General features: G+C 68.9%; 18 protein-coding genes. 10 read left to right on the top strand and 8 right to left on the bottom strand.

What is annotated here, in order from left to right; translation table 11 throughout:
- Positions 1-153 precede the first annotated feature (153 nt).
- A complete protein-coding gene (locus tag ACFV9G_RS17360) occupies positions 154-1,497 on the bottom strand; it encodes an FAD-dependent oxidoreductase (RefSeq protein ID WP_378728737.1) in 1,344 nt (447 codons plus the stop codon).
- Between the two features lie 580 nt (positions 1,498-2,077).
- The gene (locus tag ACFV9G_RS17355) at positions 2,078-3,352 is read right to left on the bottom strand and encodes a DUF222 domain-containing protein (RefSeq protein WP_378728736.1); all 1,275 of its coding nucleotides are present in this window, start codon (positions 3,350-3,352) and stop codon (positions 2,078-2,080) included.
- A gap of 524 nt (positions 3,353-3,876) precedes the next feature.
- Between ACFV9G_RS17355 and ACFV9G_RS17350 the strand changes: the two genes are divergently transcribed.
- A complete protein-coding gene (locus ACFV9G_RS17350; protein WP_378728735.1) occupies positions 3,877-5,919 on the top strand; it encodes an ArnT family glycosyltransferase in 2,043 nt (680 codons plus the stop codon).
- On the top strand, positions 5,916-7,115 hold the full coding sequence (locus ACFV9G_RS17345; RefSeq protein ID WP_378728734.1) for a glycosyltransferase: 1,200 nt from the start codon (positions 5,916-5,918) through the stop codon (positions 7,113-7,115). The genes ACFV9G_RS17350 and ACFV9G_RS17345 overlap by 4 nt, the downstream gene beginning before the upstream one ends.
- Here ACFV9G_RS17345 and ACFV9G_RS17340 read toward each other — a convergent pair.
- On the bottom strand, positions 7,087-7,941 hold the full coding sequence (locus ACFV9G_RS17340) for a helix-turn-helix transcriptional regulator (RefSeq protein WP_378728733.1): 855 nt from the start codon (positions 7,939-7,941) through the stop codon (positions 7,087-7,089). The genes ACFV9G_RS17345 and ACFV9G_RS17340 overlap by 29 nt on opposite strands.
- Positions 7,942-8,043: 102 nt before the next feature.
- On the opposite strand from ACFV9G_RS17340, the gene ACFV9G_RS17335 reads away from it, so the two are divergent.
- On the top strand, positions 8,044-9,060 hold the full coding sequence (locus ACFV9G_RS17335) for an aldo/keto reductase (protein WP_378728732.1): 1,017 nt from the start codon (positions 8,044-8,046) through the stop codon (positions 9,058-9,060).
- A 7-nt stretch (positions 9,061-9,067) separates the two neighbouring features.
- Here the strand turns inward: ACFV9G_RS17335 and ACFV9G_RS17330 are convergent, their stop codons facing one another.
- Positions 9,068-10,147 (bottom strand): citrate synthase, encoded by a 1,080-nt coding sequence (locus ACFV9G_RS17330; RefSeq protein ID WP_378728731.1) that lies wholly within the window; start codon positions 10,145-10,147, stop codon positions 9,068-9,070.
- 117 nt (positions 10,148-10,264) lie between these two features.
- Between ACFV9G_RS17330 and ACFV9G_RS17325 the strand changes: the two genes are divergently transcribed.
- The 4 genes from ACFV9G_RS17325 to ACFV9G_RS17310 all read left to right on the top strand — a co-directional run bounded on the left by ACFV9G_RS17325 (position 10,265) and on the right by ACFV9G_RS17310 (position 15,246).
- A complete protein-coding gene (locus ACFV9G_RS17325; RefSeq protein ID WP_378728730.1) occupies positions 10,265-11,248 on the top strand; it encodes a DUF2332 domain-containing protein in 984 nt (327 codons plus the stop codon).
- A 339-nt stretch (positions 11,249-11,587) separates the two neighbouring features.
- A complete protein-coding gene (locus ACFV9G_RS17320; protein WP_378728729.1) occupies positions 11,588-13,117 on the top strand; it encodes a Re/Si-specific NAD(P)(+) transhydrogenase subunit alpha in 1,530 nt (509 codons plus the stop codon).
- A 2-nt stretch (positions 13,118-13,119) separates the two neighbouring features.
- A complete protein-coding gene (gene pntB, locus ACFV9G_RS17315) occupies positions 13,120-14,520 on the top strand; it encodes a Re/Si-specific NAD(P)(+) transhydrogenase subunit beta (protein ID WP_378728728.1) in 1,401 nt (466 codons plus the stop codon).
- 111 nt (positions 14,521-14,631) lie between these two features.
- A complete protein-coding gene (locus ACFV9G_RS17310) occupies positions 14,632-15,246 on the top strand; it encodes a nitroreductase family protein (protein WP_378728727.1) in 615 nt (204 codons plus the stop codon).
- A gap of 2,178 nt (positions 15,247-17,424) precedes the next feature.
- Here the strand turns inward: ACFV9G_RS17310 and ppgK are convergent.
- Positions 17,425-18,180, bottom strand: a complete 756-nt coding sequence (ppgK, locus tag ACFV9G_RS17305; protein ID WP_378728726.1) for a polyphosphate--glucose phosphotransferase — start codon at positions 18,178-18,180, stop codon at positions 17,425-17,427.
- Between the two features lie 77 nt (positions 18,181-18,257).
- On the opposite strand from ppgK, the gene ACFV9G_RS17300 reads away from it, so the two are divergent.
- Positions 18,258-19,676: a fatty acid desaturase gene (locus ACFV9G_RS17300; protein WP_378728725.1), complete on the top strand. Its 1,419-nt coding sequence runs from the start codon at positions 18,258-18,260 to the stop codon at positions 19,674-19,676.
- Between the two features lie 66 nt (positions 19,677-19,742).
- Here the strand turns inward: ACFV9G_RS17300 and ACFV9G_RS17295 are convergent, their stop codons facing one another.
- Positions 19,743-22,097, bottom strand: coding sequence for an MMPL family transporter (locus tag ACFV9G_RS17295; RefSeq protein ID WP_378728723.1), 2,355 nt, complete (start codon positions 22,095-22,097; stop codon positions 19,743-19,745).
- A 21-nt stretch (positions 22,098-22,118) separates the two neighbouring features.
- Complete coding sequence (locus tag ACFV9G_RS17290) at positions 22,119-22,682, bottom strand: TetR/AcrR family transcriptional regulator (protein WP_378728722.1); 564 nt, start codon at positions 22,680-22,682, stop codon at positions 22,119-22,121.
- Between the two features lie 112 nt (positions 22,683-22,794).
- Between ACFV9G_RS17290 and ACFV9G_RS17285 the strand changes: the two genes are divergently transcribed.
- Complete coding sequence (locus ACFV9G_RS17285; RefSeq protein ID WP_378728721.1) at positions 22,795-23,367, top strand: TetR family transcriptional regulator; 573 nt, start codon at positions 22,795-22,797, stop codon at positions 23,365-23,367.
- A 75-nt stretch (positions 23,368-23,442) separates the two neighbouring features.
- Positions 23,443-24,645, top strand: coding sequence for a M15 family metallopeptidase (locus tag ACFV9G_RS17280; protein WP_378728720.1), 1,203 nt, complete (start codon positions 23,443-23,445; stop codon positions 24,643-24,645).
- Between the two features lie 108 nt (positions 24,646-24,753).
- On the opposite strand, the gene ACFV9G_RS17275 is transcribed toward ACFV9G_RS17280, so the two are convergent.
- The gene (locus ACFV9G_RS17275; protein ID WP_378728719.1) at positions 24,754-25,686 is read right to left on the bottom strand and encodes a DUF559 domain-containing protein; all 933 of its coding nucleotides are present in this window, start codon (positions 25,684-25,686) and stop codon (positions 24,754-24,756) included.
- Positions 25,687-25,855 lie beyond the last annotated feature (169 nt).

Below are 25,855 nucleotides of genomic sequence, written 5' to 3'. Positions count from 1 at the left end.
CCCCGGCCGGCCCGGGGTTTCGGGCGCCCCGTTCTCTCCCGCCTCAACGCGGTGCGGGCGGGTTTTCTTAACCCCTTTTCGTTGCTTGGGGTATTGGGGGGGGGGGGCCTAACACCGGCGTGTAGCCCGGCCCCCGCCGCGTACGAACTGTGATCAGGCGTTGGAGATCTGGATCATCTCGTCGCGGGGGACGACCTTGATCCGCTCGCGGCCCTGGGCCTCGCCGAGGGAGCGCTCGTGGTTGTCGAGCTTCTCCCAGCCCTCGATGGTGGTGAAGTCGACGCCCTTGCCGGACAGGTGCTCGAGGACCGCCGCGGGCGAGCCGTGCTCGGCGGGCGTGAGCTTGTCCAGGTCGTGCAGGAGGTTGTCGATGGTCTCCTTGGCGTCCGACTTGGTGTGGCCGATGAGGCCGACCGGTCCGCGCTTGACCCACCCGGTGACGTACGTCCCGTTGATGTGCTCGCCGTTGAGGTCGAGGACTCGGCCGCCGGCGTTGGGGATGACCCCGTTCTCGCCGTCGAAGGGCACGTCGGGGAGCGACTCGGACAGGTAGCCGACGGCACGGTAGACGGCCTGGACCGGGGTGTCGGTGAACTCGCCGGTGCCGGTGACGGTGCCGTCGCCGTTGTATTCGGTCTTCTCGCTGCGCAGCGCGACCACCTGACCGTCCTCGCCGAGGATCTCGACGGGGTTCTGCATCATGTGGATGACGATCTTGTGGGGCTTGTCGCCGGCGGGCGCCTCCATGTACTTCAGGAGGATGTCGGCCACGAGCTTGGTCGCCTTGTGGCTCTGGATCGCCTTCTCGCCGGCCTCGTCGATCTCGAAGCCCTCTTCCTCGACGACGACGTCGACCGAGGGGGAGTGCGAGAGCTCGCGCAGCTCCATCGGGCTGAACTTGATGTGCGCCGGGCCGCGGCGGGCGTAGACGTGGATCGTCTTGGCCGGGTTCTTCTTCAGGCCCTGGTAGACGTTGTCGGACACCTCGGTGACCAGCTGCTCGTCGGCAGGCTTGGCCAGCATGCGGGCGACGTCGAGGGCGACGTTACCGGCGCCGAGGACGGCGACCTCCTCGGCGTCGAGGGGCCACTCGCGGGAGACGTCGGGGTGCCCGGCGTACCAGCTGACGAAGTCGGCCGCGCCGTAGGACTGGGGCAGGTCGATCCCCGGAATGTCGAGCTCGCGGTCGGCCATCGCGCCGGTGGCGAAGATGACGGCGTCGTAGAACCGGTGCAGGTCGTCGAGCTTGAGGTCGGTGCCGAAGTCGACGTTGCCGATGAAGCGGATGCTGTCCTGGTTCAGGACGCGCTTCAGCGCCTTGATGATCTCCTTGATTCGCGGGTGGTCAGGAGCCACGCCGTAGCGAACCAGGCCGTAGGGAGCAGGCAGGCGCTCGATGACGTCGACGCGCGCACCAGGGTGCTCCTTCGTGAGGATGTCGGCAGCGTAGATGCCGGCCGGGCCGGCACCGACGATCGCAACGCGGATGTCACGCATAAGGGAGTTCAACCTTCCGTGGATGTACTAAGGCAAGCCTAAAGGGGGTCGTGTAACCCTCCGAATCCGTTCCACCAGGTGGTTATGTGGGCGTACGTGGGTTTGACGCTCAATTCTAGAACGTGTTCTTGTTTTGGGTATGTCTGGGAACGTGATCTCGGACACGTACGGCGCGTCGCGCCCCGCTCTGTCGGCTCCGGCGGCCGTGGTTTCGTGTCGGTGTTCGCCGCCGACCCTTGCTTCGATTGTTTCTCGATCACGCACCGCGTCAAGGACGGGCTTCGCCCGCCGCTTCGCGGTGGCCTGCGGCCATCATCTCGACAAGCTCGATACATCGCCTTGACCCGGCACACGATCGAGAAAGATTTCGCCTGTATCGGGTCGGCGGCGAGGGTGTGGCGCAGCGGATTCAGTTGGGCGCGGGCTTGGGGCTGTAGCTGGTGTCCGGGGAAGGTTGAGGTCTCGTCGTGCGGGCGCGACTACAGGCGTGGGGAAGTCTCCGCGCCGGTGGGGAACACCTGCGGAAACGGGCCGGCACGGCGATTGTCCCGGCCGGGATGAATCAGAACCCTGGCGGGTCTCAGGGGCGGCGGGTGAACCGGATGGTGCCATCCGGTAGTCGCTCATGGACGTATGCCGGGGCGTGCGCCAGCCGATGGTGATGGGGACACAACAGGGCCCCGTCCTTGAGGTTGGTCTTGCCGCCTGCTGCCCAGGGGTCGAGGTGGTGGGCGTCGCACCATTCCGGGGGCATGTCACACCCTTCGGCTTGGCAGCACTTCTGCTGTAGCCGGAGCGCCTTGCGCTGGATCGGTTGGAAGAACCGGCTAGCCCTGCCGGCGTCGAGGACCTCACCATCACCGCCCAGCACCCAGGGGATGATGGTCGCGTTGCACGCCAGCTTGCGGGCCTCGGCGGCGCTGATGGTGGCCCCGTTGGTCTCGTCGTAACCCAATGTGGCGACCCCGAGGTCCTTACGCAGCTCCTCGAGGGAGATCACCACGTTGATCGTGGTCGCATCCCCACCGTGGCGGGGCAGCGCGGCGGGGTCGATGGTCTCCAGCAGCCGGGTGAAGCCTTGGCCCATCAACCGCTCCCAGGGCGGCAGCGGGCTGCCTTTGGCGACGAGCTGTTGTTTGCGGGGTTGGGCGTAGGCCTCGACGAGTCGTTTGAACCGCATCCCGATCGAGGTCGGCAGGACGCCGTCGAATCCGACGGTTCCGTCGTGGTTGTCCCAGATCCGCAGGGCGGTCTTCTGCTGGGCGCGTTCTTCTTCGGCGAGGAGGGTCTTGGCTTCGGCGTCTTCGAACCGGGCGGGGTCGACCTCGGTGAGGATCTTCCGGCCGACGATCCGCAGCTCGTTCGCCGTCAATTGGGTCGCGTAACCCACGAGGAGCTTCTCGGCCAGGGCCAGGTCCTCGGCGCTCGCGACAGGGTCGGCATGGACCTTGTCCAACGCCCGGGTGATGACGCGGGCCTTGTCCTGGGACACCACGCCTTCGGCCAGGCCGGCTGCCACCAGGTCGTACTTGGCGACCCTGGTCGCCAGTTTGATCTGCGAGTGCGCCGCCCCCTTGTCGACCAACAACTCTGCCCGCATCCAGGCGGAGGCATCCTTCGCGCCGGTCTCCTCCGCGATATCACCCGCAGCAGCGAGCACCCGCAGTTTCAGTGCGGCCTGCTGGGCCTGGAGCTTCTCCAACCGTTCCAGCAGGTCCTTCTTCTGGCTCGTGCGCCAGTAGGCAGGATCAGTGGACAGGAGTTCTTGGAGGGCGGTCTCGATGGCCTCGAGGGCGGCGTCGATCGCATCGCCGGGGTTGGTTCCCCAGGGGTCGATGTCGCGCCCGAGACTCATCGCCAGTCCTTCCTTCAGAGGTGTGTTGTGATGGTCCTGATTCTACGCCTTGAATGGATACCTAACCACCCATAGGTGCAGGTCAAGCGCCATTTTCTCGGTGAGTGAACAGGCTCGCTTCTGTGGATGGTAAGTGGCCCGAAGGGCCACCCCTCCACCCCCATCAACACCATCTACCGCAGGAGTGAATGCGCTGCGCCACACCCGGGCCGCCGCCCCGATAGCCAGCCAAATCTTTCTCGACGGGCCCCGGTGTCAAGGACCGCGATAGCGGCCGGCGAAGCCGGCGGCCGCAGGCCGTCCTTTACTCCGGGGTCTGTCGAGAAGACCCTCCAAGCAAGGGTCGGCGGCCTACGGTCCCCAGAAGAACCAGCCCCGGAAAGCGACTGTGTTGGTCTCGACACGCTCGCTGGCGCTCGCGGCTCGACCAGCGGGGGCGACCAGCGAGATGTGAAGCGAACCACATAGGACGCTCACAGCCTCGCCGAAAGACTCCCACAGACCCGCGCTCGACCGTGGTCATCATGACCCAACTCTTCGACCCACCCACGGCGAGATCGGCGCCCGAGCAGACACCGCCGGCGGCGAAACCACGATGGCGCCCCGAGCGCGCGTCGCTCATCATTCTGCTGACTCTCACAGCCGTGGCGTACCTGTGGACGCTGTCCGAGTCGGGGTACGCGAACCAGTATTACTCCGCGGCCGCACAGGCCGGCGGTGAGAGCTGGAAGGCGTGGTTCTTCGGGGCGCTCGATGCGAGCAGCTCGATCACGGTCGACAAGCCGCCGGCGTCGCTGTGGGTGATGGGCCTGTCCGTACGCCTCTTCGGGCTGTCCTCGTGGAGCATCCTGGTCCCGCAGGCCCTGATGGGCGTGGCGACGGTCGGCTTGACGTACGGACTGGTGAAGAAGGTCGCGCCGTGGCAGGCGGCGATCGCGGCGGGAGCGTTCACCGCGCTGACCCCGGCGGCGGCACTGATGTTCCGGTTCAACAACCCGGACGCGCTGCTGCTCCTGCTGCTGGTGGGTGCCGGGTTCTCGACGCTCAAGGCGATCGAGACCGGCAAGGGCAGGTGGATGGTGCTGGCCGGTGCGCTGCTCGGCTTCGGGTTCCTGACGAAGATGCTGCAGGCGTTCCTGATCATCCCGGCCATCGCCATCGTCTACCTGATCGCGGGCAAGGGCTCGCTGGGCAGGAGGTTGACCCACGGCATCGCCTGCTTCGCCGCCATGGTCGCGAGCGCCGGCTGGTACATCGCGATCGTCGAGCTCATCCCGGAGTCGTGGCGCCCCTACATCGACGGCTCGACCGGCAACTCGCTCCTCGAGCTGACCCTCGGCTACAACGGCGTCGGCCGGCTCAACGGCGGCGACTACGGCGGCCTCGGCAACGCCGGCTTCTCCAGCGCGGCCGGGATCCTGCGCCTCTTCCAGGGCGTCTCCGGCGGGATGGTCTCCTGGCTGCTCCCCGCGGCGCTGCTCTTCCTCGTCACCGGCCTGATCGCGCTGCGCAAGGCGCCGCGTACGGACCTGACCCGTGCCGCCCTGATGCTCAGCGGTGCCACGATGCTCGTCACCGGCCTGGTCTTCTCCTTCATGGAGGGCATCTACCACGACTACTACGTGGTCGCGCTGGCCCCGTGGATCGCGATCACCGCGGTCGTCGGCGCGGTGATCATGTGGCGCGACCGCGACAACCTCTTCGCCCGGATCACCCTGGCGGTCGCGATGGCCGGCAGCTCCGTGTGGGGCTGGGTGCTCCTCGGGCAGTCGGGTGAGCAGCCGTACGACGCGCTGCGCTGGCCCGTCCTGATCATCGGCCTCGGTGTTGCTGCCGCCTTCGTCTTCGCGGACCGGCTCACCCGCCGGGCTGCGGCGGCGGTTCTCGCGACGGCGGCCGTCACCCTGGGTGTCGGGCCGGCTGCGTACGCGATCCAGACGATCGGCACCGCTCACACCGGCTCGATCGTGACGGCCGGTCCGTACGAGGGCGGCGGGATGGGTGGCATGGGCGGCGGAGGACGCGGCATGCCCGGCGGTGGCGGTGGCCCCGGCGGCCAGACCAACGGCACCCCGCCCAACGGCACCCCGCCCAACGGCGCACCCGGTGGGACCGGAACCCAGCAGATGCCCGGCACCAACGGCGGCGGCATGCCCGGCGGCGGTGGCGGCGGTATGCCCGGTGGCGGCGGGATGATGGGCGGCAGCAACGTCGACGAGGAGCTCGCCGAGGCGGTGAGCACCAACGCCGGCAACTACACCTGGGTGGCCGCGACGATCGGCTCCCAGACCGCGGCCGGCCTCCAGCTCGAGACCGGCGAGGCCGTGATGGCGATCGGCGGCTTCAACGGCACCTCGAACAGCATCACGCTCGAGCAGTTCCAGGAGTACGTCGCCAACGGCGAGATCCACTACTTCATCGCCGGCGGCGGGATGGGCGGCGCGAGAGGCGGCAGCAGTGACGAGACCTCCAGCGCCTCGCTCATCAGCGCCTGGGTCGAGGCGAACTTCACCCAGACCACGATCGGCAGCACCACGGTCTACGACCTGACCGAGGACGCCTCGTGACCGCGGGAACGGCACTCTCCAGCGGGATGTGGGTCGTCGACGAGAAGCGGCTGCTGACGGCGATCGACCTCGTGATCCCGGTCCACAACGAGGAGAAGGGCCTGGAGGAGTCCGTACGCCACCTCGACGGCTACCTGCGCACCCTGCCCTACTCCACGACGATCACGATCGCCGACAACGCCAGCACCGACGCCACGTGGGACATCGCGGAGCGGCTCGCGACCGAGATCACCCGGGTCCGCGCGATCCATCTCGACGAGAAGGGCCGGGGACGAGCACTCAAGGCGGCCTGGTCCACGTCACGGGCGGAGGTGGTCGGCTACATGGACGTCGATCTCTCCACCGACCTGCGGGCCCTGCCGCCACTGCTCGCCCCGCTCCTCTCGGGCCACTCCGACGTCGCGATCGGGTCGCGGCTGGCCCGGGGCAGCCGGATCGAGCGGGGCCCGAAGCGGGACTTCCTGTCCAAGGGCTACAACCTGCTGCTGCGCGGGGTCCTCTCCGCGGAGTTCACCGACGCGCAGTGCGGCTTCAAGGCGATCCGCCGCGACGTGGCCGAGAAGCTGCTGCCACTGGTCGAGGACGACAGCTGGTTCTTCGACACCGAGCTGCTCGTCCTGGCCTCCGAGGCCGGGCTGCGGGTGCACGAGGTGCCGGTGGACTGGGTCGACGACCCGGACTCGCGCGTGGACATCGTCAAGACCGTCAAGGAGGACCTGGCCGGGATCAGGAGACTGCTGTTCGGGCTGGTCAGCGGCCGGATCGACCTCAGCGGCGTACGTCCTCCCGGGCCCGTCCGGAGCCCGAGCCTGGCGGCTCAGGTGATCCGGTTCGGCGCGATCGGGGTGCTGAGCACGTTGGCGTACCTGCTCCTCTACGTCCTCCTCCGCACCGCCGTCGGCGCGCAGGCGGCAAACCTGGTCGCGCTCCTGGTGACCGCGGTCGCCAACACCGCGGCCAACCGCCGGCTGACCTTCGGGATCACCGTGCGACAGGGCGCGGTCAAGCATCACGTCGCCGGGCTGGCCGCCTTCGGGGTCGGTCTGACCCTGACCTCCGGATCGCTCGCGCTCCTCCACCTGGCCGCGCCGACACCTGCGCGGGCGGTCGAGATCGTCGTGCTCGTGGCCGCCAACGCCGCAGCCACGCTGATCCGCTTCATCGCACTCAGGTGGGTGATGAGCCCTCGCTCGTGAGCCGTTGGGTGCCGATGACGCGGAGCAGCTCGAGCTTCTCCGCGGCATCGGTGCCCTCGAGCGGGAAGTAGGCGAGCAGCTTCACGTCGGCCTCCTCGGTGAGCAGGACCTCGCAGCGTACGGAGACCGCGCCGACCTCGGGGTGGACGAACGTCTTCACGTCGGCACGCCGCACTGCCACCTGGTGCCGCTCCCAGAGCTCGCGGAACTCCGCGCTCGCCCCGAGGAGGTCGTGCACGAGCGAGGTGATGTCCGGTTCGCCGGCCCTGCGGGCGTACGTCGCGCGCAGGTCCATCACATGGTTGGCGGAGAGCCGGTCCCAGTCATCCGGCGGCGCCGGCCGCAGCTCGGGCTTCATGAACCAGCGCCAGTAGATGTTGCGGTCGCGGCCGGGCCGATCGGGCAGAGGCGGGGTCAGTGCGGTGGCGAGCTCGTTGCGCCAGGCGATCTCGCCGATGTCGGTGCAGATCATGACGGGGATGTCGGTCAGCCGCCGGGCGAGCGCGATCAGCCCAGGACGCACGTAGCCACCGGCGCGACGAGGAGCCGGTGTCATCCCGGCGAGGTAGAAGAGGTGGTCGCGCTCGTCGAGATCGCACTGCAGCGCTCGCGCGATCGCGGAGAGCACCGACTCCGACGGCGCGGACCCACGCGCCTGCTCCAGCCGCGTGTAGTGGTCGGTCGAGATCCCGGCGAGCGAGGCCACTTCCTCCCGCCGCAACCCCGGAGTACGCCGCCGCAACCCGTCCGGGAGGCCGACGTCGAAGGGCCGGAGCAGCTCCCGGCGACGACGCAGGAAGTCGGCGAGCTCATCGCGGTCGATCACACGCTCCATCATCGGCCGGTCGTGACCGGTTATCCAGGGACAGCCTCTCCCTGGATGTGCCGTGCCTGCCGCGCGTCGGTCGAGCGCCGCACGCTGGATGGCATGACGACTTCCGACAAGACCCAGTTCAGCAGCCGACAGCTCGGCAAGACCGGCCCCACCGTCACCTCGCCCGCGCTGGGCGGCATGAGCCTCTCCGGCGCCTACGGCGCGGTCGACGACGACGAGGGCGTACGCGTCATCCACGCCTACCTCGACGCCGGCGGCACCCTGATCGACACCGGCGACTTCTACGGCGCCGGCCACAACGAGATGATGATCGCCCGGGCGCTGCGCGGGCGCAGCCGCGACGACGCGGTGCTCTCGGTGAAGTTCGGCGCCCTGATCACGCCCGCCGGGATGCCGGCCGGCTTCGACGGCCGCCCCGAGGCGGTCAGGTCCTTCCTGACCTACTCCCTCCAGCGGCTCGGCACCGACCACATCGACATCTACCGCCCCGCCCGCGTCGACCCACAGGTCCCGATCGAGGAGACCGTCGGCGCGGTCCAGGAGCTGGTGGAGGCGGGATACGTACGCCACATCGGACTCAGCGAGGTCAGCGCGGGCACCATCCGGCGGGCCGCCGCGGTGGCCCCGATCAGCGACCTGCAGATCGAGTACTCCCTGCTCAGCCGGGGGATCGAGACCAACGGCATCCTCGAGACCTGCCGCGAGCTGGGCATCGGCATCACCGCGTACAGCGTCCTCGGCCGTGGCCTGATCGGTGGAAGCGGTGCCCTCGGCGGCTCGCTCGCGATGATGCCGCGCTTCCAGGGCGACAACCTCGACCACAACCGCGCGCTGCTCGTCACCCTGGAGGAGATCGCCACGGCCAAGGGCATCACCCTGGCCCAGCTTGCGATCGCCTGGGTCGCCGCCCAGAGCGAGCACATCGTCCCCGTCATCGGCTCCCGCCGGGTCAGCCAGGTCGAGTCGATGGTCGGTGCCAACGCCGTCGGCCTCGACGAGGCCGACCTCGCTCGCATCGACGCCGCCGTGCCCGTCGGCGCCGCCCGCGGCGACCGCTACCCGACCCAGTTCATGGGGCAGCTCGACAGCGAGCGACCGGCCGCCGGGTGACGGGTTGTCAGTCGGCAGGATCCGTCGCGCGCCAGCGCAGCGGATCCTCCTCGGACTCCTCGACGATGTGCGCCGCGAGGCCGACCGTACGACCGACCTGGAAGAACACCTCCGAGGCGGTATCGGGCAGCTCGCAGCTGACGGTGAATGCCGCGAGCGCCCCGTCGATGCTCGGCAGGCGGTCGGTGCGGGAGGCGATCTCGTCCAGACGGGCCAGGACGGGCGCGGAGCCGTCGACGAGCGCGAGACGAGCGAGGATCGCGTCGGCCCGCGGGTCGCCGTCGGGGTGGCGCCAGTGTCCGAAGCCGGTCACCGGGCGGCTCGGGTCGGCCGGTGGGCCGTCCCGCAGCACGGCGAGAGCGGACGGGCCGATGCCACCGTGCAGCTGCCCGGAGAGCGCGGCGTACCCGGCGACCAGGCAGTCGTACGCCGAGGCCCGGGCCGAGGCCGCGACCCTGGCCGCGACCACCGAGGCAGCCAGGCCATGGTCGATGAGTGCGACCAGTGCGGTGCTGAGCGTGGCCACTTCCCGGGGGCTCCCCGGGCGTCCGGCGACGGCGGCGAAGACCGCGTCGGGGGCCGGCCGGCCCGGCTCTGCCGGGCCGCCGAGCGCGACCGCGACCGCGCCGAGCAGCCCCTTGGCGACGCCGGCAGCGGCGGCGGGCTCGACCCGAGCGCCGCGGGACCCCGCCCACTGGGCGAGTGCCGGGAGTCGGCGGTTGAGCGGCAGCGCGGTCAGGTGCTCCGGCACGTCGACCGTGATCTCGGGACCCGGCCCCAGGACGAGATCGACCACCTCGTCCCACGGCTCATCGGCCAGGTCGGCCAACGGTACGCCGCGCAGGAACAGCTCCCCCTCGCGTACCTCGCTCACGCTCGATCGGACCGAACGCATCGGCAGCACACCGAGCGGGGAGCCGGGATGGTGACGGGTGCTGGCCAGCGCGTCGATCTCGGCGCGGTCGAACAGGCTCTCGGCGCCGCTGCGGCGCCGGGTGAGCAGGCGTCGGCTGACATAGGTGTAGAGCGTCGTGCGCTTCACCCCGAGGCGTTGGGCCGCCTCCCGCGTCGTGATCCACTCCGTCACGACGCCACTCTCGCCCATGGACCGGTTCCGGTGCCATGTCGACTCGATCGACATCGCGGCGGCAGGCCTCGCGGAGGCACGGTGAGCTCTCGACCTGCTCGCTACGGAGGAGACGCCATGCTGCCGTTGAACGACCTGACCGACATCCGAGAGAGCTACCGACACCATTCGTCCGAGATGGCCACCTCGCCCTGCTACAGCGCCTGGGCGATGGGCGTCGCGAACGACCCGGAAGTGCTCGGGGTGCTGAGCGACCTGCCGACGCTGAAGCAGCAGGCCAACCTGGTCTTCGCCGCGGCCCGCCGGCACGGGCTGGAGCCGGGGCCGTACGACGACCTGCGGGCCCTGCTCCTCGGACCCGAGTGGCCGGCTGTGCGCCGGACGATCCTTGCGCGGCGTACGCAGACCAACGAGGTCGCCCGGCTGGCGGCGCTGACCCCGGCGCTGGGGCTGCTCGGAGACGGGCCGTTCGCACTCGTGGAGCTCGGCGCCAGCGCCGGCCTGTGCCTCTACCCGGACCGCTACGACTATCTCTGGGACGGTGCGGGCGAGCTCCGCGGTTCGGGTGGGCCGACCCTTCGGATCCCGGCGGTCGGGCCGGTCCCTGCTCCGGCGGCCTTTCCCCGCATCACCGCTCGAGTCGGTGTCGACCTCAACCCGCTCGACGTCACCGACGAGGAGGACATGAGCTGGTTGCTCACGCTGATCTGGCCCGGCCACGACGAGCGCCGCGACCGCCTCGCCGCTGCGATCGAGGTGACCGGGGCCGAGCCACCCCGCCTCATCGCCGGCGACATGCTCGACCGGCTGGAGAGCGCGCTCGAGATCGCCGCCGCCTCGGGCGGCACGCCGGTGGTCCATCACAGCGCCGCCGCGGCGTACCTGGACGAGCACGATCGCATCGAGCTGGAGGATCGGATGCGTACTCTCGTGGCCGCCGGCCGCTGCCACTGGATCAGCCTGGAAGGCCCGCAGGTGATCCGGTCCCTCGCCGCCGACGCGCCCAGCCTGCCCGACTCGGATCATCACTTCTGTCTCGCCGTCGACGGGCGCGCGGTGGGCTGGTTCCAGGCCCACGGCGCGAGTCTCAGCTGGCTGTAGATCCGGGTTCTCACTGGCTTCCAGGCGCTGATTTCGGGGTAGTCCGGTAGCGAACTGCCTATTACTTGCCGGTAAACGGGCAGTTCGCTCCCGGACTACCCCGAAGGCGCCGTATCGGCCGGCTGTGAGGACGTGAGGAAGACCACAGGTCTTGGACCGATACAACCGGACAACCCTGGTGTCCACCTGCTGATCTACCCTACCGTTACCGGCCAGTAACCAGCACGGTGGGGTTCCGGTCGGTGCCGGTCAACCATCGGTCACACGCAGATCGCCTGACCGGAACCCCGCCATGCTGGAGACTGAAGACACCGCGCGTAGCAGACCAAGGAGTCGAGGATGCTCATCGGAGTGACCCGAGAGACGAAGCCTGGGGAGACCCGGGTGGCGGCCACCCCCGCGACCGTCAAACAACTGACCGGTCTGGGCTATGACGTCGTCATCGAGGGTGGAGCCGGCGAGGCGTCCAGCTTCAAGGACGAGGCGTACGCCGAGGCAGGCGCCCGCATCGGCACGGCCTCCGACGCGTGGGGTGCCGACCTGGTCTTCCGGGTCAACGCGCCCTCCGTCGGCGAGGTCGAGCTGCTGAAGAGCGGCGCCACCCTGGTGGCCCCGCTGGCGCCGGCGCAGAGCGCCGAGCTCCTCGACGCCCTGGCCGCCCGCAAGGTCGACGCCTTCGCGATGGACGCGGTGCCGCGCATCTCGCGCGCCCAGTCCATGGACATCCTCTCCAGCCAGGCCAACATCGCGGGCTACCGCGCCGTCGTCGAGGCGGCCCACCGTTTCGGCCGCTTCTTCACCGGCCAGGTGACCGCGGCGGGCAAGGTGCCGCCGGCGAAGGTGCTGGTGGCCGGTGCCGGTGTGGCCGGTCTGGCCGCCATCGGTGCCGCGAGCTCGCTGGGCGCGATCGTGCGGGCGACCGACCCTCGTCCGGAGGTCGCCGACCAGGTCAAGTCGCTCGGTGGTGAATACCTGAAGGTGGAGGTCGAGGTCGAGAAGTCGACCGACGGCTACGCGAAGGCGACCTCGGAGGCCTACGACCAGCGCGCCGCGGAGATCTACTCCGAGCAGGCCGAGGACGTCGACATCATCGTGACGACCGCGCTGATCCCGGGCCGCCCGGCGCCGCGCCTGATCACGGCGGCCGACGTGGCGAGCATGAAGTCCGGCTCGGTCATCGTCGACATGGCGGCCGCGATGGGCGGCAACGTGGAAGGCACCGTCAAGGACGAGGTCGTCACCACGCCCAACGGCGTCACGATCATCGGCTACACCGACCTGCCCGCGCGCCTGCCCGCGCAGTCCAGCCAGCTCTACGGCACCAACCTGGTGAACCTGATGAAGCTGGTGACGCCCGAGAAGGACGGCGTACTCGCCCTCGATCTCGAGGACCAGGTCCAGCGCGGCCTGACCGTCGTGCACGACGGTGGCGTGCTCTGGCCGCCTCCGCCGGTCCAGGTCTCCGCCGCTCCCGCGGTGGCCGCGCCCGCCGAGGTCGCGGTCAAGGAGGAGAAGAAGCCGCTCTCCGCCGGTGCGAAGCTCGCCCTGGTCGGCACCGGTGCGCTCGCGCTCTTCCTGCTCAACGCGGTCGCTCCGGCCGAGATCACCCGGCACTTCACGGTGCTGACGCTGTCGGTGGTGATCGGGTTCTACGTGATCGGCCATGTGCACCACGCGCTGCACACCCCGCTGATGTCGGTGACCAATGCGATCTCCGGCATCGTCGTCGTGGGCGCCCTGCTGCAGCTCACCGTCGCTGACAACGTCGTGCTCGTGCTCGCGGGCATCGCCACGCTGCTGGCCAGCATCAACATCTTCGGTGGCTTCGCCGTGACCCGCCGCATGCTCTCGATGTTCCGGAAGGCCTGATCATGGATATCTTCTCGATCGCCGGTGCGGCCTACCTCGTCGCCGCCCTCCTCTTCATCCTGTCCCTGGCGGGGCTGTCCAAGCACGAGACCGCCTCGCAGGGCTGGCTCTACGGTGTCCTCGGCATGACGCTGGCGCTGGTCGCGACCATCATCCAGGTCGTCGACGGCGGCACCGCCACCGCGGTGATCGTCCTGGTCGTCGCTGTCGCCGTCGGTGCGGTCATCGGCCTGTGGCGTGCCAAGGTCGTCGAGATGACCGGCATGCCCGAGCTGATCGCGCTGCTGCACTCGTTCGTCGGTCTGGCCGCCGTCCTGATCGGCTGGAACGGCCACCTCGAGGCCGCTGCCGGCCACGTTCACGGCGGAGCCATCCACTCGGCCGAGGTCTTCATCGGTGTCTTCATCGGTGCGGTCACCTTCACCGGCTCGATCGTCGCCTTCCTCAAGCTCTCCGCGCGGATCTCCTCGGCGCCGCTGATGCTGCCCGGCAAGAACGTCATCAACATCGGCGCCCTGGTCGTCTTCGTGATCCTGACGGTCGTCTACGTCATCAACCCGACGCTCCCGCTGCTGATCGCGGTCACCGTCGTGGCGCTGGCGCTCGGCTGGCACCTGGTCGCCTCCATCGGTGGCGGTGACATGCCGGTCGTGGTCTCGATGCTCAACAGCTACTCCGGATGGGCCGCGGCCGCCTCGGGCTTCCTCCTGAGCAACGACCTGCTGATCGTCACCGGTGCCCTGGTCGGCTCCTCGGGTGCCTACCTCTCCTACATCATGTGCAAGGCGATGAACCGCTCGTTCATCTCGGTCATCGCCGGCGGGTTCGGCATCGAGGCCGGGCCGTCCGGTGACGTCGACTACGGCGAGCACCGCGAGATCAACGCCGAGGACACCGCCGAGCTCCTCGCCGGCGCATCCTCCGTCGTGATCACCCCGGGCTACGGCATGGCCGTCGCCCAGGCGCAGTACCCGGTCGCCGAGCTCACCCGCATCCTGCGGGACAAGGGCGTGAACGTACGTTTCGGCATCCACCCCGTCGCCGGCCGTCTCCCGGGCCACATGAACGTGCTGCTGGCCGAGGCCAAGGTGCCCTACGACATCGTCCTGGAGATGGACGAGATCAACGACGACCTGGCCGAGACCGACGTCGTCCTGGTCATCGGTGCCAACGACACCGTGAACCCGGCCGCCGCCGAGGACCCGAGCAGCCCGATCGCGGGCATGCCGGTGCTCAAGGTCTGGGAGGCCAAGAACGTGGTCGTCTTCAAGCGGTCGATGGCCGCGGGCTACGCCGGCGTGCAGAACCCGCTCTTCTTCCGGGAGAACACGCAGATGCTCTTCGGTGACGCCAAGACCAAGGTCGACGAGATCGTCTCCGCACTCGCGCGAGTCCCTGCCTGACCGATCGGCGGGCTGGTGACGTACGGGATCCTGTACGTCACCAGCCCGCCGCCGTTGACGCCCTCTGAGACAGTTTGTCGCCCAAGTCTGTAGACATTGCAGAATAGAGGCATGACTGCCGCGAAGCGCGCGCCCCAGCCCGGCGCCGAGGATCTGACCGAGCACCTGCGTGACCGCTGGTCGGTGAGCGTCTTCGACCCGGCCCACGAGCTCGACGACGCCGAGATCAGGCTGCTCCTCGAGGCGGCCCGGTGGGCGCCGAGCGCGGGCAACAGCCAGCCGTGGTCGTTCCTGGTCCTGCCCCGTGGATCGGCCGGCCACGAGACCTTCGTGTCCCACCTCTCCCGCGGCAACTCCGGCTGGGTGCCGAGGGCCTCGGCGATCTTCGTTGCCATCTCCCAGATCGGCGTCGGGCCGGACGGCAACGGCCCGAAGTGGTCCGACTACTCCCACTACGACCTCGGCCAGGCGGCGGCGCACCTGACCGTCCAGGCCGCCTCGCTCGGCCTCTCCTCCCACCAGTTCGCCGGGTTCGACCACGATGCCGTGGCAGCGGCCTTCGGCGTACCGGACTGGTGGAAGGTGATGACCGGGATCGCGGTCGGTCTCCATGGAGACCCGGCTCAGGTCGATCCGCACGATGCCGAGCGGGAGCAGCGCGAGCGTGTCCGGCGGCCGCTCGAGGAGACGGCTTTCGCCGACAAGTGGGGCACGCCCTGGGCGTGATGCCCCGGACGTACGTCCCGGGAACGGGATAAAGAAGACGTACCCGGCGGGGCATCGGACTAAGGTGCCCAGGTGAAGAACGGTCAGGGAGCAGGTCGCCTCCGGCGCGCAGCGGCAGGAATTTTCGTGCTGGGGGTGCTCGGTGCTGGGCTGGTGACGACCGCGCCAGCAGCCGTCGCGGCGCCCGACGACGGTGTCGGCGAGTCCTCGCGCACCCGCTACGTGCTCGACGAGAAGGCCCGCACCGTCAAGGTCAAGGCCGAGGTCACGGTCACCAACCAGCAGCCGAGCACGGCCACGACCTACTACTTCCTGACCGGCCACGCGATCCCGATCCCGGCTGGTGCCGAGAAGGTCAGAGCGACCAGCAACGGCTCGAAGCTCTCGGTGAGCACCGAGAAGGTCAAGGGCACGGGGATCGAGGTCGCCTCGGTGTCGTTCCCCAACCTCTACTACGGCAAGTCCCGCACGGTCACCTACACGTACGAGCTGCCGAGCGCCCCGATCCGGGCGAAGAAGAACCGCATCCGGATCGGTGAGGGCTACGCCGTCTTCCCGGTAATCGGCGTCGGCGATGACGGTCAGGTGACCGTCGAGGTCGTGCTGCCGAAGTCGATGCAGTTCACCACCTCGGTCTCTGGCTTCAAGCAGAAGGTCAAAGGACAGAAGACAACCTGGAAGGTCAGCGGCGATTTCGTCGAGGGCGGCGTTTCCGCGCGCGACCCGAAGGTCTACGACGAGGAGAAGGTGGCCATCGGCGACACGGAGGTGTCGCTGCAGAGCTTCCCCGGTGACAAGGAGTGGCGAGAGTTCGCCAAGAAGCAGGTACGCGCCGGACTCCCCGTCCTCGAGGAGACCATCGGGCAGGAGTGGCCGGGCGGCCTCGACACCATCCGCGAGGACGTCTCCTCCGAGGCGATCGGCTACGCCTGGTTCGACTCGGAGGCCGACGAGATCGTCGTCTCCGAGGATCTCGACGCCGCGGTGCTCTACCACGAGATGACCCACGCCTGGATCAACCCGGACACCGTCAGGGGGCGATGGCTCTCCGAGGGGCTGACGGAGATGATCGCCCAACGGGTCACGGAGAAGACCGGAGCGAAGGGGCAGAGCTATGACCGGGTCAAGCGCCGCAGCAAGGACGCCTTCCCGCTCACGTTCTGGGACTCCCGCGGGGTTGTCGAAGGGTCCGACGTCTACGGATACTCGGCCTCCGTCATCGCAGTCTCCACGATGGTCGGCGATCTCTCGGACAAGCAGCTCACCGCACTGCTGAGTGATGTCTATCGGGGGCGCACTGCCTACACGAACGCATCGGACGGCGACAACCCGCGTCCAGGTGACTGGTCGACCTTCCTCGACCTGGCCGTGAAACACGGTGCCTCGCCGAAGAAGGCCGAGAAGGCGCTGCGCACGTGGGTTCTCAACAAGCCCGATGCAGAGCTGCTCACGAAGCATTCCGAAGCCCGCAAGAAGTACGAAGCGTTGGACCGCGCCAATGGCGACTGGGTTCCTCCGGCAGGGGTGCGTGACCCGATGTCGTTCTGGCAGTTCCACAGCGCGGAGACCGTCATCGAGATGGTCGAGCGAAGCAGCAAGGACGCGGTCGCGGTTCAGGAGGCGGCCGAGGCGGCCGGGATCCCGGTGCCCGCAGCGGCCGAGAAGGCCTACGAGACGGCGAACGTCACCGGCGAATACCAGCAGCTCGCCACGATGCTGCCGAAGGCCGCCGATGCAACCAGAACGGTCGGTGCCGCTGTCAACGCGGTCGACGGCACGCAGAACCCGCTGACCGAGCTCGGTGAGCTCGTGCTGTTCCTCGACCTGGGCGCGGCCAGCGCCCGCGCCGACCTGGACAACGGCCATCTCGAGGACGCCTCGGCCACCGCCGCCGGGGTGAGCGCCCGGGCCGACTGGGCGCTGGCCGCCGGTCTGGTCGCGCTGCTCGTGCTCGCCGGTGCGGCGTACGCAGCGTTCCGGGTGCTGCGCAGCCCGTGGTCACGGCGCCGACGCGAGGCTCGCCGGCTGCGGCGGGCGAACCGCAAGGCGTTCCTCGCCCAGGTCAAGGAGACGAAGAAGGCGGGCGCGCCGTGGGATCGCCCGGCCCCGCCGATGCAGCCGATGCCCCCGATGCCCCCGATGCACCCGGGCCCACCAGGACCACAGCCGCCGCCGGGATCAGTCGGTGGCGAGCTCTTCGGCGTACAACGCGGCCCCTACGGCCCCGGCGGTGTTGAGCAGCTTCGCCGGAATGATCTCGGTGTCCAGGTCGAGCAGCGGCAGGAATTCCGCCGCCTCCTTCGAGACCCCTCCGCCGACCAGGAATAGGTCGGGCGAGAAGAGCATCTCCAGGTGCCGGTAGTACTTCTCCAGCCGCTTGGCCCAGTGCTTCCAGGAGAGCTCCTCGCGCTTGCGGGCGATGTTGGAGGCGCGGGTCTCGGCGTCGTGGCCGTCGAGCTCGAGGTGGCCGAGCTCGGTGTTGGGCACGAGCATGCCGTCGTAGAGGAGTGCCGAGCCGATACCGGTGCCGAGGGTGGTCATGATGACGAGCCCGCGGCGACCCTGCGCGGCGCCGTAGCGGACTTCGGCCAGGCCGGCGGCGTCGGCGTCGTTGACCACGTGCACGTCCCGGCCGGTGGCCGCGGTGAAGATCGCGTCCGCGTCGGCGCCGATCCAGGACTTGTCGATGTTGGCCGCGGAGTGGACGACCCCGTGACGTACGACGCCCGGGACGGTCACACCGACCTTCCCGTCGTAGTCCGGGAACTGGGAGAGCAGGTCCACGAAGATCTCGGCGATGGCGTCGGGGGTGGAGCGTTCGGGTGTCGGGATGCGTACGCGTTCCTCGGCGAACTCGCCGGTCGCGAGATCGATCGGGGCACCCTTGATGCCCGTGCCGCCGAAGTCGATGCCGAAGGGCAGGCTCGTCGTCATGGGCCCATCCTATTTACAACCGGTGACGTGACGTACGACACTTGACAGATCATCCTGATTTGTCAAGGGAGACGCCGATGGAGATCGCCAACAGCACCGTGCCCGACGGCTCGACCGATCGCTGGCGTGACAAGAAGCGCTACCTGTGGCTGCTGGGGCTGGTGGTTCCGATCCTCGGCTTCATCGCGATCGGCGGCTGGCATCTCACCGACATCGGCGCGTTCCTCTGGACCGGGCCGATCATCATCCTCATCGTCGTGCCGGCGATCGACCTGTTCGCGGGGCTCGACCAGTCCAACCCGCCCGACGACATGATCGAGGCGCTGGAGAACGACAGGTACTACCGCTGGATCGTCTACTCCTACCTGCCGCTGCAGTACGCCGTCTTCCTCGGCGGCATGGCGATCGCCGCCCACGGCGCCCTCGACGGCCACACGCTGAGCATGGTCGACCGGGTCGGGCTGGCGATCTCGGTCGGCTGCATCGGCGGCATCGGCATCAACACCGCCCACGAGCTCGGCCACAAGCGCGAGGACGTCGAGCGCTGGCTCTCCAAGGTCGCGCTCGCGCAGAGCTTCTACGGCCACTTCTACATCGAGCACAACCGTGGCCACCACGTCCGCGTGGCGACGCCCGAGGACCCGGCCTCGGCCAAGGTCGGCGAGTCCTTCTACACCTTCTGGCCGCGCACGGTCGCGGGGTCGCTGACGAGCGCGTGGAGGCTGGAGAAGAAGAGGTACGCCCGCCGCGACCAGCACCCGTTCCGGATCGGCAACGACGTACTCAACGCCTGGCTGATGTCGGCCGTGCTCTGGGGTGCGCTGATCGGGTGGCTCGGGCCGGTGGTGATCCCCTTCCTGCTGATCCAGGCGGTCGTCGGGTTCTCGCTGCTCGAGGTGATCAACTACATGGAGCACTACGGGATGCTGCGGCAACGCGTCGGCCGGCGCTACGAGCGCGTCGACCCCAGCCACTCCTGGAACTCCAACAACATCGCCACCAACGTGCTGCTCTACCACCTGCAGCGCCACAGCGACCACCACGCCAACCCGGTACGCCGCTACCAGACCCTGCGTGACTACCGGGAGTCTCCGGTGCTGCCGACCGGCTACGCCGGGATGATCCTGCTCGCGATCGTGCCGCCGGTCTGGCGCCGGGTGATGGACCCCAGGGTGCTGGCGCACTTCGACGGCGACATGTCGCGGGCCAACATCCTGCCGCGCAAGCGTGACCGGATCCTGGCGAAGTACCCGCCGCCGGTCGCGGATCGTGCCGAGGCCGGCGACGAGACCGTCGCGCAGGTCATCGGCCAGGAGGTGCTGGCCGCCCGCTGTCCCGGGTGCGGCCACACCTACCGGGTGGAGGAGGGCAACGAGGCCGAAGGGTTCGCCGCCGGCACCTCGTGGAGGGATGTGCCGGACGACTGGTGCTGCCCGGACTGTGGCGTGCGCGAGAAGGTCGACTTCGTGCCTCTCGCCTCGGGCTCCGTTCCGTAGACTCCTCGGACAGGAGACAGCCCCCGGCCTCGTACGAGATCGGGGGCTGTCTTTCGTCAGGAGACGTCAGCTCTTGGAGAGCTCCGGTTCACGCTGCTCGCCGGCGTAGCGGTCGGTGAGGTAGTGCCGCTCGAGGCTCTCGCCCTCGACGTCGACGTTGGGGAGGATCCGGTCGAGCCACTTCGGCAGCCACCAGGCCTTCTCCTTCATCAGGTACATCAAGGTCGGGATGAGGAGCATCCGGACCACGAAGGCGTCGAAGAGGACCGCCGCCGAGAGCGCGAAGCCCATCGACTTGATGATCGGGTCGTCCATCAGGATGAAGCCGGAGAACACCGCGGTCATGATCAGCGCCGCGGCGGTGACGACGCGTGCCGAGTTGCGGAACCCGTCGACCACCGCCTCGCGGTAGGAGGCGCCGTGGACGTGGGCCTCGCGGATCCGGGTCACCAGGAAGACCTGGTAGTCCATCGCCAGCCCGAAGACCAACCCGATCAGGAAGATCGGGATGAAGCTGACGATCGGCTGGCCCTCGAAGATGCCGAAGGCGCCCTCCTGGAAGATCGCGACCGTGGCCCCGAGCGTGGCCAGGACCGAGAGCAGGAAGCCGAGCGTCGCGGTCAGCGGCACCAGGATCGAGCGGAAGACGAGCATCAGCAGGATGAACGCCAGGCCGATCACGATCGCGAGGTAGGGCAGCAGCGCGTCGTTGAGCTTCTCGGAGATGTCGGACATGATCGCCGAGGTGCCGGTGACCGCGAGATCCGTGCCGGTCGCCTCCTCGATCGCGCCCTCGCCGTCACGCAGGTCGGCGAGCAGATCCTCGGTCGCCTCGTCCTCCGGGGCGGTCTCCGGCTCGATCAGGATGACCGCGCCGTTGTCGTTGCCCGAGGGCGGGACCACCTTGGCGACGCCGTCCAGCGAGGCGGCCCAGTCGGCGACCTCGGCGTACGCCTTCTGCTTCGCGGCCGTGTCGCCGGACATGTCGCGGGCGTCGACCACGAGCATCATCGGGTCGAGGCGGCCTGGGCCGAAGCCCTCCTCGACCAGCTCCACCGCCTGGCGGCGCGAGCTGTCCTCCGGAGCGGTGCCGTCGCCCGGCATGCCCAGGTGCAGGTCCTTGAACGGGATGGCCAGCGAACCGAGGCCGACGACGGCGATCAGCACCCACACGATCGGCGCCTTGCCGATGAACCGGGCCCAACGTACGCCGTTGTTGAGGATGTGGCCGTCGGCCTCACGCTTCGGGTTGTAGCGGCGTACGGTCAGGCCGAAGGCCTTCGACTTGAACAGACCGAGGATCGCGGGCAGCAGGGTGAGCGCGACCAGGACCGCGACCACGACGGTGACGGCGGCGCCGAGGCCCATCGCGGTCAGGAACGGGATGCCGACGACGCTGAGCGCGGCGAGGGCGATGACGACGGTCAGGCCGGCGAAGACGACCGCGGAGCCGGCGGTGCCGACCGCGATGCCGATCGCTTCCTCGCGGTCGTCGGTGTGGTCGAGCTCGCTGCGGTAGCGGGACAGGATGAAGAGGGCGTAGTCGATCCCGACCGCCAGGCCGATCATCGTGGCGAGCATCGGGGTGGTCGACGAGACGTCGGTGAAGGCGGTCAGGGCGGTGATGCCCATCGTGCCGATGCCGACGCCGACGCCCGCGGTGATGATCGGGAGACCGGCGGCCACGAACGAGCCGAAGGTGATCAGCAGGATGAACAGGGCGATGATGATGCCGAACAGCTCCGAGCTGGCGCTGCCGATCTCCATGACCTGCATGCCCTGGCCGCGCACCTCGATCTGCAGGCCGGAGGCCTCGGCGCCAGCCTTGTTCGCAGTCTCGATGACGTCGGTGACCTCCTTCTGCATCTCGGGAGTCACGTCGGTCGCCTCGAGGTCCTCGAACTCGGTCGAGATGAGGCCGATCCGGCCGTTCTCGGACAGTGTCGGCTGGGCCTGGAGCTGACCGAGCAGCATCTGCAGCGCCTGCTGCGTCGTCACCTCCTGACCGCTCTCGGCCGACATGGCCTTCGCGGTCGCCGGGGCAGCGGCCTCGGCCATCTCCGGGGTCCAGATGTAGGAGATCTGGTCGGGTACGTCGTCGAGCGCGGCGAGCTTCGTGACGAGGTCGTTCACCGCCGCCTGGTTCTCGGGAGTCGTGAGGGTCTCGCCCTCGGGAGCGGCGACGACCACCTCGATCGAGGCGGCGTCGAGCACCGAACCGCCTTCGGTGCCCATGATCTCGGGCAGCTCCTCGGCGGCCTCGACCGACTCGAGGCCGGGCATGGTGAAGGTGGTGGACATGGGCTTGGACATCGTGGTCGCCACCGCGCCGATGCCGATGATCACGACCAGCCAGGCGGCGATGAACGCCGGCCATCGCCGGTAGGCGGTCTTTCCGAGTCGATAGAGCAGCTTGGCCATCAGGGGTTCTCCCTAGGTAGGTCAGAAGAGATCGACGAGGTCGTCGAAGATCCGGGTGAAGTGGTCGGCGACGGTGCCGTCCGACGGGTTCTCGAGATAGCGGTCGAGCGCGGCGTCGAAGACGACGATCACGAGCTTGAGGAGGACTCCGGCGAGCTCCGGAGACATGCTGTTGCCCTCGCGCGCGGAGAGGATCTCGGCGAAGTGGTGGGTGCCCTTCTCGAAACGGCCGTGCGCCGCCTCGTGCACCTGGGGGTTGCGGACGAGGACGTGCCGAACGAGCCGGAGCTCCTCGCCGTCGATGTGGTCGGCCTCGAGCAGCGTGCGGACCAGGGCGCAGAGGTCGGCGCGCAGCTCGCCCGTCGGCCCGCCCTCCACGAACGTCGCGACCAGCGCCGGGTCCGGGTCGTGATCGGGGCCGAGGACGGCGTCCATCTTGCTCGGGACGTGGTTGAACAACGTACGCCGCGAGACGCCGACGCGGTCGGCGAGATGGTCCATGGTCCACCCGTCGTACCCGAACTCCTCGGTGAGCTCGAGCGCGGCGCGATGGATCGCCTTGGGGGTCCCCTCGAGCCGCTTCACGACGTTGCACTTTCACTCATAGAGTGCATTCTTGCACCCTGGGGGTATTGGGTGCAAAACAATGTGGGCTGGTTCACGTGGCCGCGCCGGACGGCTACTAGACTTGGCGCCCATGGGGGACGGCAGACCTGGGACGACCACTCGTCAGCGGATCCTCGACGCTGCCGTCGAGATGACCACCGAGACGGGATGGGCGAGCGTGACGATGTCGCGCATCGCTGAGCGGTGCGGGGTCAGCCGGCAGACCGTCTACAACGACATCGGCGCCAAGCCGGCGCTGGCGAAGTCGCTGATCCTGCGTGAGCTCGAGCAGTTCCTCGCCGTCGTGAGCGCGGCCTTCGACCAGGAGGACGACTTCCTCCCGGCGATCCGCCAGGCGACGTACGCCGTCCTCGACCGTGCCCAGGACAACAAGCTGCTGCACGCGGTGGTCTCGGCGACCCATGGCGCCGACACCGAGCTGCTGCCCTATCTGACCAGTCACAGCGAGGGGCTCCTCGGCTACGCGACCGAGATCATCCACGAGCACATCGAGAGGTTCGACCACGGGCTGAGCGACCACCAGGCGGATGTCGCCATCGAGACGGTCGTGAGGGTCGTGCTCAGCCACGTCATGCAGCCCACCAAGTCGCCCGACGAGACCGCCGACGACATCGCCTGGCTGCTGTCGCGCGTCCTCGCCTGAGTTACCCGTGAGTTGGGTGCTCACCAGCCCTCGCCTAACCTTCCTGCGGGGAGGTAAAGGATGCGAAGGGTCTCGTTGAGAGCGACCGCGGCGATCGGCGCGGTCCTCGTGGTGACCCTGGCAGCCTGTGCGGGCGAGCCGTCGAAGCCCGGCTCGGGCTCGCCGAGCAGCAGCCCCAGCGCCAGCGGCGGGCCCGCGAAGGACGAGAGCCCCGTCGCCGACCCGTCGCACGCCGTCGACATCCCCGGCAAGCGCGAGGGCACGCTGCACTCCACCGACCTGCTGATCCTCTCCGAGGACACCCTCTCCTCCGGCGACGTCAAGAAGATCCGGGGACTCGACGGCGTCTCCGGTGTCGAGCAGATCTCGATGGCCCAGGTCAGTGTCGAGGGACGGCTGGTGAAGGTGGTCGCCGTCGACCCGTCGACCTACCGCAACTTCGCCCCGTTCCAGAGCGCCGATTCCGACGAGGTCTGGCAGCGCGTCGCCGGTGGTGAGGTGGCGATCGACCCCGAGCGCCAGGAGGACCTCCCGGCCGACAAGGACGGCTTCGTTCGCCTCGGGTCGAAGAAGGATGCGACCTCGGTCCACGTCGGCGCGTACGCTCCCCAGCCGCCGGGCCTCGCCGCCGCTGTCGTCAACCACAAGTGGGGCGAGGAGATGGGCATGGAGAAGGGCAACGCGCTCATCGTCTCCACCGCCGCCATCGCCCCCAACCGGGTCGTCAAGCCGATCCAGAAGGTCGTCGGCTCGGATGCCTCGGTCCAGCGCCTCGACGTCGTCGCCCGCGCGGGTCTCGACCCCAACGCTCCCCAGAAGGCGTACGTCGTCGGCACCGTCGCCGAAGCCGTCGGCAACTACACCTACCGGGCCAACGGCGACGGCACCATCACCCCCGCCTCGAGCTGGGTGAGCTCCCACATCGTGACCGCCCAGGTGCCGATCCTCGGCTCGGTGACCTGCAACAAGGTGATGATCCCGCAGCTGCGCGCCGCGCTGCAGGAGGTCGTCGACCGCGGCCTGGCCAAGACGATCGACCCCGCGCAGTACGCCGGCTGCTACTACCCCCGCTTCATCGCCAACACCACCCAGCTCTCCAACCACGCCTTCGGCACCGCCGTCGACCTCAACACCGCCGGCAACCAGCGCGGCACCGTCGGGGAGATGGACCGCACCGTCGTCGCCATCTTCGAGCGCTGGGGCTTCACCTGGGGCGGCAACTGGAAGTGGACCGACCCCATGCACTTCGAGATGAACCGCATCGTCAAACCGGGCTGATCCTGTGCGGTGCCGGCAACTTTCCCGCATATGCATGGAAGTTGCAGGGGCTGGGGTGGCACACAGGGTGAGAACCCCGCACATGCGCGATTCTTGCGTGCGCTCTGTTCAGGACCAGCCGGGGAAGTGGGCGCGCCAGGTGTCGGTGAGTGACGTCGGCACACCGGGCTCACCGCGCAGGAGCAAGGCGCGTTGGATCCGCTCCAGGGTCCGGCCGGGCGACCTGTAGATGTCCTTCGCGACGAAGACCATGATGCGCCACTGGTCGTCGTCGATCGCCTCGCGCCGCTCGAGATCGGCCTCCCACTGCTCGACACGCTCGACGTGCTGGCGGCCGTCGTATTCGAGGATCGTCTTCGAGCGACGGTAGGAGAGGTCGTACTTCCGGCGCTCGACCTCGTCGCCGACCAGTAGGTTGACCTCGGGTTCAGGAAGCCCGGCGAGGACGATCAACAGCCGGAGCCGGGTCTCCATCGGAGAGTCCACCCCGTCACGTACGTAGCCGGCGGCTACGCGCGCGAGAACAGCGCCGGGGCCGGAGGAGTCAGCGCAGAACCTCTGCAGCGTCGCGAGGTCGACGAGTCCTTTGCGCACCATGTGGTCACCGACGATCACCAGGTCGACCAGGCTCAGCTGGGTGGCCAGCTCGACGAAGACCTGCTGCGGGGCGGAGACGCGGACGCCCGAGATCACGTTGACCCAGCCCTTCCGGCCGAGGTGGCAGGTCACGTCCTTGCGACCGCGACGCCGGCGGCGGTCGACGACGGTGACGTGCTCGCCGGGCAGGGCCGGGATCGGCAGGTTCAGCACGCGGGCGGCGGTGGCGTGGCTCGCCCATGCCTCCTCCCCGAACGGCAGCAGCGCGGCCTCAGCGATCAAGGTCGGTGTCACCTCGACGGTCGCCAAGACGTAGATGCCGTGCAGCAGACGCCTGTAGGCAGGCGTACGCAGCTCCTTCACGCTCCCGGTCGCGGCCGCAGATGCACGCAGGAACGGCCGCATCGGGTCGAACGGGGCCTCGGAGGCCTGATCAACTGTCATGGAGGCAACGGTCGTCCGCGACGTGCCGCCTGTCGCCCTCAATCCGCAGCCCTGTGGATAACTCCTGTTCCAACCTCGAACAGAACCGTGCACGTGCGGGATTCTCGCGTCGGATCTTCACCAATCCAGCGCAACAACCCCACATATGCGGGGTTGTTGCAGACCTGCT

This window comes from Nocardioides sp. NPDC059952 (assembly GCF_042730435.1).
In the GTDB taxonomy this organism is placed as follows: Bacteria; Actinomycetota; Actinomycetes; order Propionibacteriales; family Nocardioidaceae; genus Nocardioides.
The sequence above is the reverse complement of the archived record's forward strand: the minus strand, read 5'-3'. Positions and strand labels throughout refer to the sequence as shown.